Here is a 12,779-nt window from a genome sequence, read left to right as displayed (position 1 = left end):
AAACACTCGTGCCGCCGGGAGCCATCGCCGGTGCGCGCCGGCGCTAAATCCCGACGGCGGGGCGGCCCAGTGTGCGGCCGGCGCGCAGGACCAGCACCCGGCGGAAGTCCCGGTCCACCACCACGACGTCGGCCCGCAGGCCCGCGCGGAGGCTTCCGATTTCCTGCTCCTGGCCGATGATGGCCGCCGGAACCGCGGTGGCTGACAAAACAGCGGCGGCCGGCTCCACGCCGGCGCCAATGGTCCGCCGCACAACGTCCAGCATCGTGGCCGTCCCGCCCGCGAGCGTGCCGTTGCTGAGCCGGGCCACCGCTCCACTGACGGAGACGGCGGCTGGGCCCAGCTCGTAGTCGCCGTCAGGCAGTCCGGTGGCGGCCATCGAGTCGGTCACCAGCACCACGTTGTCCGCCCCCACCAGCTCGAAGACCATCCGGACCGTTTCCGGGTCCAGATGCGCGCCGTCGGCGATGAGTTCCACGGCAATCGTGCCGGCCCCGGCCAGCCGGAGGCACGCGCCAACGGGTCCCGGGCTGCGGTGGTGGAGCGGCGGCATGCCGTTAAAGAGGTGTGTGACGGTAGGTCGCGACACGCTCCCCAGGCCGGAGGCCGCCAACAGCTCCGCCGCCTCGGTGAGGGAGGCCGCCGTCGTCCGCGCGTCCGCGTCAGTGTGGCCCAACGACGGCGTGACGCCGTGCTCGGCGAGCGTGCGCACCACGGCATCGGCGCCGGGAAGTTCGGGCGCATAGGTCATGGTCCGCAGGTGGCCGCCCGCCGCGGCCAGCAGCTCGCCCAGGAGGTTGAGGTCCGGCTCGCGCAGGTACCGCGGATCCTGGGCGCCGCAGCGCGCGTGGGACAGGAACGGCCCCTCGGAGTGGATTCCCGCGATGTGTCCTTCGTCGGCGAGCTGCCGGAGGGTTGCCAGGCCACGCATCAGGTCCTCGCGGGACGCCGTGACCATGCTTGCCAGCAGTGTGGTGGTGCCGCTGCGGTGCAGGAAGTCCACGGCGGTCCTGGCAGCCTCGTTGTCGCCGCTGGGGAAATCGCCGCCCACAGCCCCATGGCAGTGCAGGTCCACGAGGCCGGGCAGAATCATGCTTCCCGGTGGCAGTTCGAGTTCTTCAAGGCCGGTGAGCGCCGCCTCAGCCAGGCCAGCGCGGGGGCCAACGTACGCGATGCGGCCGTGCGCGACGGCAACCACAGCGTCATCCTGGACCGAACCGTCGGTCAGGACCGTGCCGGCCAGCAGGTAGCTCCCGGACTTCACCGCGTCCAGCCCGGGAGTCACTTCAGGGCCTCGGCGAACCAGCCGGTGATGGTGGCCGGGTGCGTGATCGCGGTACCGACGACGACGGCGAACGCGCCGGCGTCGAGGCACTGCCGGGCCTGGGCGGGGGAGTGGAGGCGGCCTTCGGCGATGAGCGGGACGCCGAAGCCGGCGGAGGCGATCTGCTCCAGCAGTTCCAGGTCGGGGCCGTGTGTCTTGGGACGTTCGCCGGAGTAACCGGACAGCGTGGTGCCGATCAGGTCGGCTCCGGCCTCGACAGCCGCGGCAGCGTCGTCGAAGGAGCCGCAGTCCGCCATGACCAGCGCGTGGGAATCTTGGTGGATGCCCGCCGTCGTTTGGGCCAGGGTCAGGCCGTCCGGACGTGCCCGGCGCGTGCCGTCGATGGCCACCACGTGGGCGCCCGCGTTGGCCACCGCCAAAGCGTGACGGAGTGTGGGAGTGATAAAGACGCCGTCGTGCCCGTCCTTCCAGAGCCCGATCACCGGAACCTCCACCGCTGTCCGCGTGAACTGCACATCGGCGAGCCCCTGGACACGGATGGCAGCGGCGCCGCCGATCACCGCCGAAGCGGCAAACTGCGCCGTGGTGCGCGGGTCCCGCAGGGGCTCGCCCGGATACGCCTGGCAGGAGACGATGAGTTGCCCGCGCAGGGCTTCGAGGGCTTCGGGGGTCAGGATCACGGTCGGTTCCTCTGGAAGATTGGCGGAGCTGGCTGAAGATCGGGGATGGAGCGAAGTAGTCAGGCGAAGTGCTCTGGACGACGGTGTCAGGACGAAGCGGTGAGCACCAGGCGCGCGGCGCCCACCATTGCTGCTGCGTTGCCGAGTTTAGCGGGCAGGACGGGAAGGTCGAGCAGCGCCGGCAGGAGTTCGGCGCGCAGGGCGCGTTCCATTGGGCTCCACCAGGGGGCGCCGGCGTCGGAGAGCCCGCCGGAAACCACCACCACTTCGGGGTCCAGGATGTTGGCGAGTCCGCCCACGGCCTGGCCGGCCCCGGCGGCGCCCATGCCCACAGCCTTGATGGCGATGGAGTCGCTGGCGCTGGCGAGGGCAAAGACGCCGCGGGCGTCCAGTAGGGGTTGTTTGCCGCCAAGACGCAAGTAAGCCTCGCGGATGGCGGGCCCGGAGGCGATGGCCTCAACGTGCCCGGCGCCGCCGCAGACACAGGGAACAGGCTGGCCCTCGTGGAATGCGTACGGGGAGGCGAAGTGGCCCACGTGTCCGCCCGCGTAACGGTGACCCAGGACAGGGCGCCCGGCCAGCACAAAACTGCCGCCGACGCCGGTGCCGAAGGCCACCAGGAGCGAACTTGCGGTTCCGGCGGCGGAACCCGTCCACGACTCGCCCAGGGCGTGCGCGTGGACGTCGTTCACTGCCTGCACAGCCTCCGGCGCCAGGCCAAGCCGGGCGGCCAAACTTGCGGTCAGCTTGGTCCCGGCCCACCCGAGGATGGCATCGGTAGCGGACACCACCACGCCGTGAGCGGCGTCAATGACCCCGGCCGAGCCAATCCCTACGCCCACCACATCCAGGCCCTCTGCCTGAGCCCGCGACATGAGTGAAGAAACCAGCGCCGCAGTAGCGTCCAGGATCGCGTCGCCGCCATCCCGGTTCAGCGTAGGTATAGTCTCCGAAAACAAGACCTCCCCCGCCTCGGAAACAACCCCGGCAGCAGTCTTAGTACCCCCAAGGTCAACACCGATCGCGTACATCATTCTCTTCCTAACAGGGGATTTCGACAGGCTCAATCACCGGACGGCGCTGGTGAGATAGTCACCCAAGGTGCGGTGGCTGCTTTCCGGGTAGGCGCGCATCGCCGACCAAAGCATCGTGACGGTCGCTCAGCGACCGAGCGGTGCGTCGGGAGGTGTCTAAGCGCCGGCGGAACGCAGCTACCGCAGCGCCCCAGCCGCGAAGACTAGACCAGGCCGTTGCGTTCCAGGATGACGCGGATTGCCTTGGTCTCGTCTTCGTCCAGGGAGAGCATGGGGGCGCTCATGACGTTGGTCTTGATGACGCCCATGAGCTGCAGGGCGGTCTTGAAGGCGCCCAGGCCGGCGGCGTTGCCGGACATGCGGCCGGCCTTGGGGGTGTAGACGATTTCGAAGACGTCGGCCAGGCGGTCCTGCTCGGCAGCAGCGCCGGCCCAGTCGCCGGCAACGGCGGCGTCGTAGAGGCGCTTGTAGCCGGCCGGGTCAACGTTGCCCAGGCCCGGTACAACACCCTGCGCGCCGCCCAGGAGGGCGCCGTCCACAACCACTTCGTGGCCAGTGAAGATGTCGAAGTTGGGGATGTCCTTGGCCGCGATGAGCAGCTGGCGGAAGGAGACGTCGTCGCCGGAGGAGTCCTTCACACCGGCAATGACGCCCTCGCGGCCCAGCTCGACCAGCAGGTCGGTGGGCAGCTTGAAGTGGGTGCGCACCGGTACGTCGTAGGCGAAGACGGGAACGTCGACGGCGGCGGCGATGGAGCGGAAGTGCGTGTTGTTCTCCTGGGCGTTGGAGATGGCGTAGTACAGGCTGGTGGCCACGATCGAGTCGGCGCCCAGTGCGATGACGCGCTTGGCTTCTTCGATGACGCGGTTGGTGGTCTGCTCTACGGCGCCCACGATTACCGGCACCTGGCCGGCGTTCACGCCTGCCACGGTCTGCACAACGAGATCGCGCTCGGTGTTGGTCATATGGGTGACCTCGCCGGAGGAACCCAGCACAAACAGACCGCTGACGCCGCCGTCGAGCAGGTGCTTGGTGACGTTTTCCAGCGACGGCACGTCAATGGCGCCGTCGGCGGTGCGGGGGGTTACGACGGGCGGGATGACGCCCTGGAAGCGGGAAGCGACAGTAGTCACGGTGTTCTCCAAATATTGGTGGGTAGACGAAAACTCATGGGGAAAAGCTAGATGTGGAGCAGGCTCGGGGCAGCGCCCAGGAGCTTCTTGGTGTAGTCGTTGGTGGGGCTGTCGAAGACCTGGGTGGCGGTGCCCTGCTCGACGATCTTGCCGAAGTACATAACGCAGATGCGGTCCGAGACGTACCGGACCGTCTGGATGTCATGCGAGATGAACACCATGCCGAGGTTCAACTGGGTTTTCAGGTCCGAGAGCAGGTTCAGCACCTGGGCGCGGACGGAAACGTCCAGGGCCGACGTCGGCTCGTCCGCCACGATGATGTCCGGGTCCAGTGCCAGTGCGCGGGCGATTGCCACACGCTGGCGCTGGCCGCCGGAAACCTGCGACGGCGTGACCTCGGCCGCGGACTGCGGCAGGCCCACCAGGGCCAGGAGTTCCTTGACCTTTGCCGCGCGCGTTGCTGCGGTGCCGATGCCGTGGATCTGGAGGGGGTCCGTGAGGATGTCCTGGACGGTCATGCGCGGGTTCAGCGCCGTGGCCGGGTCCTGGAAGACCACGGACACGGACCGGCCGAATTCCTTGCGCATGGCGGCGTTCCGCTTGATGGCGGGTTTGCCGTGGAACAGCACCTCGCCCGACGTCGGCGTCTGCAGTCCCACGAGCACGGACGCGAGCGTGGACTTGCCGCAGCCGGACTCACCCACGATGCCCACGGTTTCGCCGCGGCTGATGCTGAAGTCGACGCCGTCGACCGCTTTGACGATGTTCGGGCGGAAGAGCCCGCCGCCACGTGCGTGGTGGTGGACCTTGACGTCCTTGAGCTCGATGACCGGCTTGCCGGTTGAAACGCTCATTTTGCATCCTCCTTCAGGTGGCTCGCCCAGTAGTGGTCAGTGTTGTCGCCCGCGGCGGATCCGCCGTTGGCCGCTCCGACTGACGTCAGGACCAGCTGTTGGTCCGGGTCGGCGTCGGACCGCAGTGAACGCGGGGCGAAGCGGTCGCCCGGGGCGAAGTCGCGCGGGGACGGGACGGTGCCGGGGATCTGGTGCAGGCGCACGGCGTCGGCCTCGATGGAGAGGACAGCGCCAAGCAGGCCGCGGGTGTACTCATGCTTGGGGTTCTGCAGCAGCTCCGAAGCCTGTGCGGATTCCACCACCTGGCCGGCGTACATCACCGTGATGCGGTGTGCCAGGGAGGCCACCAGGGCGAGGTCGTGGCTGACGAAGACCATGGCGAAACCGAGCTGTTCGCGCAGTTCGTTGAGCAGGTCCACTACCTGCTTCTGGACGGTGACGTCCAGGGCGGTGGTGGGCTCATCGGCAACCACGATCTTCGGCGAACGGGACAGGGCCATGGCGATCAGGACGCGCTGGCGCTGGCCGCCGGAGAGCTCGTGCGGGTAGCTGGCGAGCGTCCGGACGGGATCGAGCTTGACCAGTTCCAGCAGCTCGGTGGGGGTCTTCCGGCCGCCGCGCTTGGTCAGCTGCTCCATCTGGTCCTTGATCTTCATGGACGGGTTCAGGGAGCTCAGGGCGTCCTGGTAGACCATGGCGATCTGCTCGCCGCGCAGGCCCTCGTAGGCCTTGATGCTGCTGTGGTTGGTGGCCGGATCCAGCAGTTCCTTGCCGTCGAACTTGATGGAACCGGTGACCTGCGCGCTCTTGGGCAGCAGGCCCATGACCGCGAGGGATGTGATGGACTTGCCGCAGCCGGATTCGCCCACCAGGCCCATGGTTTCGCCTTCGCGGACCGTGAAGGAGACGTTGTCCACAATCGCGGTGTCGCCGAAGCGGCCCGGGAAGCGGATGGACAGGTTCCTGACCTCGAGGACGTTGCGGGCGCCGGCCGGTACCTGGGGAAGGCGGTCGGTGCGCTGGGCCTCGATGGCGGAGAGCAGCTCCAGTTCCTTGTCCAGCAGCAGGTGCGGGTTCGCCGCGGCCAGCTTCGGATCGGTGAGGATGGCTGCCTCGTTGTAGTGCTCCTCCGTGAGGACATCACCGAAAGCGGCGCGGACGCCGTCGAGCTCGTGCGTTTCCACTACCGACGGCTGGGCCACTGACGTGGCGATTTCCGTATCGACGGCGGCACCCACCGCTGCGCCGGCAACAACGGCGGATGCGCCGTCGTCGTCCTTTACTGCAGGTGCCTTGCGCAGCTTCGGGTTCACCATGGCGTCGGTGAGGCCCTCGGCGAGGATGTTCAGCGAGAGAACGGTGAGCAGGATGGTCACACCGGCGAAGGTGGTGGCCCACCAGCCGCCGGACAGTACCAGGTTGCGGCCGTAGGAGATCACGTTGCCCCACGACGGTGCGGGGTCCTGGACGCCGGCGCCTAGGAAGGACAGCGAGGCTTCGAGGATGATGGCGTCGGCCACCATGACCGTGGCGAACACCAGCACGGGGGCGGCGGTGTTGCGGACGATGTGCTTGAGCAGGATGTAGAAGCGGCCTGCGCCGATCACACGCTCGGCACGGACGTAGTCTTCGCCGTACTGGGAGAGCACGTTGGCGCGGACCACGCGGGCCAGCTGCGGGGTGTAGATGATGGCGATCGCGATGATGATGGTGGGAACGGAGTTGCCGAACGCGGCCAGCAGCACTGCGGCCAGGGCGATGCCGGGAAACGCCATGAGGATGTCCATGAGGCGCATGATCAGTTCGTTGACGGCCTTGCTGGACGTCGCGGCGAAGGAGCCCAGCAGGGCGCCCGCCAGGATGGCCAGGATGACGGCGCCGAGGCCGATCATGAGTGAGGACTGTGCGCCGAAGAGCAGGCGGGAGAAGATGTCGCGGCCCAGCCGGTCGGTGCCGAAGAAGTGCTCGGCGCCGGGAGGGGTGGCCGGGATGAAGGTCTCCAGCGGATCGTGCGGCGCGATGACCGGCGCGAACACGGCGGAGAGGACGATCACGATGAGGAAGAGGAGGGCGATGCGGGAGCCCCAAGGCAGTGCCTTGAAACGGAGGCCCGGGGCACTCAGCCGTTCAGCAAGCTTGCTACGCATGAGCTATACCGTCCTGATTCGGGGGTTGATGAGCAGGTAGAGGAGGTCCACCACGATGTTCACCAGAACGAAGGTGACCGAGATGGTGAGCACCACGCCCTGGACCAGGTTGACGTCCAGGTTGGTGATGCCGTTGAGGATCAGCTGGCCCATGCCGGGCAGGGCGAAGATCATTTCAATCACGACGGCGCCGCCGAGCAGGTAGCCCACGCGCAGTCCCAGCACGGTCACCGGAGTCACCAGGGCGTTGCGGAGGACGTTCCTGGACACCACTTCGCGGTAGGGGACACCGTTGCCGATGGCGGTGCGGACGTAGTCGCGGTCCAGCTCCTCCACCATCGAGGTGCGGACCACGCGGATCAGCGAGGCAGAGACCGGGATGCCGAGGGCCAGGGCCGGGAGGGCCATGGAGTTGAGCCAGCCGCCGAAGCCGGATTCCGGCGTCGCGATTCCCCCGGAGGGGAACAGCGGGCTGGCGCCCAGGGCGAACCACTGGATCAGCAGGATGCCGAGCCAGAACGACGGCGTGGCAATCGCGGCGATCGAGAAAACGCGGACCAGCTGGTCCTGCCATTTGTCCCGGTAGAGGGCGCCGAGAATGCCGAAGGTCAGGGACAGGACGATGGCGATCAGCACGCCCAGGAAGGTCAGCTGCAGCGTCAGGGGGAACGCGGAGCCGATCATGGTGGCCACCGACTTCGCCGGCGGGGTGGTGACGCCGAGGTCCAGCTGCAGCAGCTTGCCGAGGAAGCTGAAGTACTGGATGACCAGCGGATCGTTCAGGCCGTTTTCCTGGCGGTACTGCTCTTTCGCTTCTTCGCTGGCGCCGTCGCCGAGGGCGGAGCTAGCCTGGTCGCCGGGAGCGGCCTGCAGGACAAGGAAGACGAGCAGGGTGATGCCCAGGATCATCAATGGCAGTGCTGCGAGTCTGCGGCCTAGCAGACGCAATATCGTGACCAATTTGTTCTCCGGTGTGTTTGGGTGCTGCAGTTCAAAATGGTGCGAGGCCCGCTCTGCGTGCACCCGGGGGATGAGGGGCGCAGAGCAGGCCTCGCAACGCAAGCCCTTGTTAGGAGGTGCGTCCGACGTCGATGAACGACATGCCGGTGGTGGGCAGCGGCTTGAAGCCGTTGAGCTTCTTGTCGTCCCAGGCGGAGGGCAGCTGGCGGTGGAAGATCGGGTAGAGCGGCAATTCCTCGGAGACGAGGTCCACGATTTCGCCGGTGATCTTCTTGGCGTCAGCTGCGGCAGCCTGCGAGCCCTTGTTCATGAGTTCCTGCAGTTTGGCGCGTTCCGGGGCGGTCCAGTAGGCGCGCTTTTCCATCCAAGTGGCGCCCGAGTAGAACCAGCTCAGGAGCAGGTCCGCGTCGTTGCCGAAGACGGAGGGGTCGCCGGGGGCGGCGACCACTGAGTAGTCGCCGGCGCCGACACGGTCCGTGTACAGGGCGCCGGACTGGATGCTCTTGACCGAGACCTTGACGCCCGGGATCTTGTTCCAGGATTCGAGGATCAGCGGGGCAACGTCCTTGACCCAGGCGGTGTCCGTGGTGAGCAGCTCGAATTCGAGGCTCGTGACGCCGGCCTGCTTCAGGAGGTCTTCAGCCTTCTTGGCGTCGTAGCCGTAGACGTTCTTGGCCTTGACGTAGTCCGGGTGGCCTTCCTGGAAGTAGGAGCTGGCGGGCTTGGCGTTGCCGAACAGGGCCTTCTTGATGATGGCTTCCTTGTCCAGGCCGTAGTGGAGGGCCTGGCGGACCAGCTTGTTGTTGAACGGGGCCTTGTTGCAGTTGAACATCAGGAACATCAGGCCGAAGGACTGGACGGATTCAACCTTGACCTTGGACTTCAGGCCGTCGATGTCCAGGTAGGGGACGTCCTCGATGGCCTGGACACGGCCGGACTGGACGGCGGTGACGCGGGCTGCGGCGTCGGAGAGCAGCAGCCAGGTCATGCCCTTGGCCAGTGCCGGCTTGGGGCCGTTGTAGTCTGCGAACCTTTCGAAGACGATCTTGTCGTCCTTCGCGGCGGAGATGAGCTTGTAGGGGCCGGTGCCCACGGGCTTGGCGTCGAAGGCCTTGAGGTCCGTGGCCAAGGCCTTGGGGACAACCTTGACCACGGAGATGCGGGGGCCGAAGCCGGGGAAGGCGTACTTGAGGGTGAACTCAACGGTCTTCGCATCCAGGGGCTTGACGTCCTGGATGAACGGGATGAACTGCGAGAACAGGGATTTGTTCGCCGGGTCCATCACACGGGTGAAGGAGAAGGCCACGTCCTCGGTGGTGACCGGGGTGCCGTCGTGGAACTTGGCGCCTTCGCGGATGGTCACCTGGTAGGTGGTGTCGTTGACCTTCTTGGGGTCCGAGGCTGCCAGCGCGTTGTACGGCACGCGGGTGGCCGGGTGCAGCTCGATGAGGCCTTCGAAGATGTGCAGGTTGGCGGCCATCGGCGTGGCGCCTGAGGAGCTCAGCGGATCGAAGCCGGTGGAGAGGGCGTAGGAGATGCCCGCTTCGATGGTGAGGTCCTTGTTGACGGCCGCGGCGCTTGCCGAGCTGCCGGTGGTGGTCGCTGCCGGGCTGCCGCACGCGGCGACAGAAGCGGTGAATGCTGCGGCGGCGCCCATGGCCCCGGTCAGCTTAAGGAAGTTCCGGCGGCTGGCGTCATTGACCAGCGGCAGGTTCTTGGTGATGTTGTTCATGAGGGCCTCGCCATTCCAGAAGGTTTATCGGATGTAGGACGTCCGAGCTCGTATGTCGACTGTAAGCGTCATCACAGGCTCACGTCAAGCGCCAGTCCTGTAACGCTCTCTCACGTTTGGCGCGTTTTCCCCGGACGCTCTCTCAGATCCTGCGCGTTTTTAGCGGACGCTCTCTCACTCAGGCCCGGTGACGTCGCCGGAGACGGTGTCAAACCTGAAAGCACGACGGCGGAGCCCGGCACTGCCGCCGCGCTCACCGGTCACTGCAAATGCCACCTCGTAGGCCACCTCGGCGTAGCCACGCGCCACATCCGCCTCCGTGACGGTGTACGCCGGGGTGAAGTACAGGGCTTCCTCTCCGGGGTTGAGATCCGCGACCGGGAAGGCTTCCGAGCCGGGGCCGGACAGCCGGACCCCGGCTACCGGCAGGGATCCGTCATTGCGTGACCTGCCCGTGAAGGCCAAAATATCCCCGGCCTTGTACCCGGGAATGATCGGGCCGTAATTCAGGTCCTGCGCCTCCCGCGTGCCGATGACCTGCGCAGCCTCGGCCGAGTAGCCCTGGCCGATTTCCTTCCAGGTGTGCACGCCCCAGTCCTCAACGCCGGACTGCATCACATGGGACTCGCCGGCGTTCTGCCACACCTTCGGGCGGCCGGGGGTGATGGACCGCAGTTCCATGTCGAAGACCAGCCCGGCATCGCGATGGGGCCCCGGCCCGGCGGCGTGGGCGGGCAGTCCGGCGGCGTGGGCGGAGGCTGGATGCGCCTCGCCCTCCGAGGCCAACTGATCAAGAAGCTGCTCCGCGGGCACCGAGGCGAACACGATTTCCCGGTAGCCCTCGCGCTCGTAGAGGACGCCGATGTTGCCGTCGGGGAGCCGGGTTGCCGTCGAATAGGCCGAGCTGCCCGGGCAAAGGACCAGCTTCGCGGGCCAGCTGCGCCCGTTGTCGGTGGACAGGCTGATCACCGTGTTCCGTCGCAATGCCGTGTCCTGGTTGTTGGTGGCCAGCAGCCACGAATCCGAGGCCTCGTCGGCGAAGGAAGTCAGGGACGGCAGGCCGTCGAAGCGGACCAGAGAGCCGTTGTCGCTCGGGTCCGGGAGGTCCTCAACGGGGCGCAGGGTACTCCAGGTGGCCCCGCCGTCGTCCGATATCGCGGCAAGGCGGCGCGGTGTACCGCGGCTGTGCAGCAGGAGCCGGCCGTCCTGGAGCGCGGCAACCTTGTTTTCGTTGGGGGCGTGGCCGTGCGTTCGGGCGCCGACGAGTTCCCCGAGCGTCCAGGTGCTGCCGTGATCGTCGCTGTATGCGGAGGCGGCCATGATCTCGCCGCCGGCCAGGACCACAAACTGCTGGACCAGCCGGCCGCGGTGCGCGCCGCTGTGGATCTGGATGCCCTGCCCCGCTGCGGCGAAGATTCCGGTGATGGCCGGCTCGCCCGTGCTTGGCCCATGCGGATGAACCGGCGGGCGGACCTTGAGCTGGGCGGTGATCCTGCGGTGCTGCCAGGTCAGGCCGTCGTCGTCCGAGTAGCTGAGATCGCAGTGCTGCACATCGTCGTCGGGCTCCAGCCCGGCCACCGCTTCGAAGAATCCGGCGTGCGTTCCGGCGGCGTGGAACATCAAGATCCTGCCCGTCTCCACGTCCACCAGGAGGCTCGGGTCGCCGTAGCCGTTCAGGCCGCCGCCCGTCCTCACTACCTGCTGTTCGCCCCAGGTCCGGCCGTTGTCCGTGCTGCGCCGGAGCAGGAGGTCGATCGGGTTGGGCAGGTCATCGAGGTTGGGGCGGCCGTCGTAGGCGGCCAGCAGGGTGCCCTGCCGCGAGACGGCGAGGGCAGGGATCCTGTATTGCCGGTAGCCGCCGGCGCCCCGGACCGCCAATGCGTGTTCGACGTCGGGCAGTGCAGCCGTCATTGGCTGGGGGACATGGGATGTCATATCTCCATGGTAGGCGATGCGTCACGGGCTGTGTGGACTGGCCGCTTCTCTGGCAGAGTATGACCATGCTCACAGTTATAGGCGAGGGCCTTGTTGACGTTGTCCAGCGCGCCGCCGGAATCGAAGCCCACGTTGGCGGCAGCCCCCTCAACGTTGCGGTGGGCCTGGCCCGCCTGGACCATGCGGTGCAGTTCGTCGGCCGCTACGGCCGCGACGCCTACGGGGATTCGGTGGCGGCGCACCTGCGCTCCAGCTCAGTCATGGTGCCGCTGGGCCCGGATGAGCTGCCTACCAGCGTGGCCACCGCCGTGATTGACGACGACGGCGCCGCCACCTACACGTTCGACCTCGCCTGGGAGCTTCCCGGCCTGGCGGACCGCCTCTCCTTTATGCTGCAGGGAACCACCCTGCTGCACACCGGCTCCATCGCCACGATGCTGGCGCCGGGCGCCGCGGCGGTGCTCGCCGCCGTCGAGCACGCCCACCCCGCAGCCACCATCAGCTTCGATCCCAACTGCCGGCCCAGCATCATCACCGACGTGGATTATGCGCGGACGCAGACGGAGAAGTTTGTCACCCTCGCGGACGTGGTCAAGGCCTCGGATGAGGACCTGGAATGGCTCTACCCGGGCGTGGACGTGCTGGAATCGGCGCGCCGCTGGCTGTCATTGGGCGGAACCGAAGGCCCGGCCATGGTGGTGGTCACACGCGGCGCGGCCGGACCGTGGGGCATTACGGCCGCCGGTGAAACTGCGATCGACGCGCCTCGCGTGGAAGTTGCGGACACTGTGGGCGCCGGTGATTCCTTCATGTCCGCGCTGCTTTCGGGAATCGTGGACCGCGGCCTGGACGGTGCGCAGAACCGCAAGGACCTGCGCGAACTTCCGGCCGAGGGCCTCGCTGAACTGCTGGCGCACGCAGCCCGCGCGGCGGCCATCACTGTTTCCCGCCCGGGCGCCAACCCGCCCACCCGTGCAGAACTGAACGCGGCTCCGGCGGAGTAGCGCGGGGCGCCTCGA

The 12,779-nt window shown here is 67.5% G+C and carries 10 protein-coding genes; 1 reads left to right on the top strand and 9 read right to left on the bottom strand.

Annotated elements, in window-relative coordinates; genetic code table 11:
• Window positions 1-43: 43 nt before the first annotated feature.
• The 9 genes from nagA to ACZY0Q_RS16300 all read right to left on the bottom strand — a co-directional run bounded on the left by nagA (window position 44) and on the right by ACZY0Q_RS16300 (window position 11,760).
• Complete coding sequence (gene nagA, locus ACZY0Q_RS16340) at window positions 44-1,285, bottom strand: N-acetylglucosamine-6-phosphate deacetylase (protein WP_463918427.1); 1,242 nt, start codon at window positions 1,283-1,285, stop codon at window positions 44-46.
• Window positions 1,282-1,965 (bottom strand): N-acetylmannosamine-6-phosphate 2-epimerase, encoded by a 684-nt coding sequence (locus ACZY0Q_RS16335; RefSeq protein ID WP_463918425.1) that lies wholly within the window; start codon window positions 1,963-1,965, stop codon window positions 1,282-1,284. Before ACZY0Q_RS16335 ends, nagA begins: the two co-directional genes overlap by 4 nt.
• Before the next feature lie 86 nt (window positions 1,966-2,051).
• A complete protein-coding gene (locus ACZY0Q_RS16330; RefSeq protein ID WP_463918423.1) occupies window positions 2,052-2,999 on the bottom strand; it encodes an ROK family protein in 948 nt (315 codons plus the stop codon).
• Window positions 3,000-3,202: 203 nt separating this feature from the next.
• On the bottom strand, window positions 3,203-4,132 hold the full coding sequence (locus ACZY0Q_RS16325; protein WP_463918421.1) for a dihydrodipicolinate synthase family protein: 930 nt from the start codon (window positions 4,130-4,132) through the stop codon (window positions 3,203-3,205).
• Window positions 4,133-4,179: 47 nt separating this feature from the next.
• Window positions 4,180-4,986, bottom strand: coding sequence for an ATP-binding cassette domain-containing protein (locus tag ACZY0Q_RS16320; RefSeq protein WP_463918419.1), 807 nt, complete (start codon window positions 4,984-4,986; stop codon window positions 4,180-4,182).
• Window positions 4,983-7,133: a dipeptide/oligopeptide/nickel ABC transporter permease/ATP-binding protein gene (locus tag ACZY0Q_RS16315; protein ID WP_463918417.1), complete on the bottom strand. Its 2,151-nt coding sequence runs from the start codon at window positions 7,131-7,133 to the stop codon at window positions 4,983-4,985. The genes ACZY0Q_RS16320 and ACZY0Q_RS16315 overlap by 4 nt, the downstream gene beginning before the upstream one ends.
• 3 nt (window positions 7,134-7,136) lie before the next feature.
• A complete protein-coding gene (locus ACZY0Q_RS16310) occupies window positions 7,137-8,093 on the bottom strand; it encodes an ABC transporter permease (RefSeq protein ID WP_463918415.1) in 957 nt (318 codons plus the stop codon).
• Window positions 8,094-8,202: 109 nt separating this feature from the next.
• Window positions 8,203-9,825, bottom strand: coding sequence for an ABC transporter substrate-binding protein (locus ACZY0Q_RS16305; protein WP_463918413.1), 1,623 nt, complete (start codon window positions 9,823-9,825; stop codon window positions 8,203-8,205).
• Window positions 9,826-9,999: 174 nt separating this feature from the next.
• Window positions 10,000-11,760, bottom strand: coding sequence for a sialidase family protein (locus ACZY0Q_RS16300; protein WP_463918411.1), 1,761 nt, complete (start codon window positions 11,758-11,760; stop codon window positions 10,000-10,002).
• 65 nt (window positions 11,761-11,825) lie between these two features.
• Between ACZY0Q_RS16300 and ACZY0Q_RS16295 the strand changes: the two genes are divergently transcribed.
• On the top strand, window positions 11,826-12,764 hold the full coding sequence (locus tag ACZY0Q_RS16295; protein ID WP_463918409.1) for a PfkB family carbohydrate kinase: 939 nt from the start codon (window positions 11,826-11,828) through the stop codon (window positions 12,762-12,764).
• The last annotated feature ends 15 nt before the right edge of the window (window positions 12,765-12,779 follow it).

The organism is Pseudarthrobacter lactosi, assembly GCF_055412785.1.
Note: the sequence above shows the minus strand (reverse complement) of the source record. Positions and strands in the feature narration are given on the sequence as shown.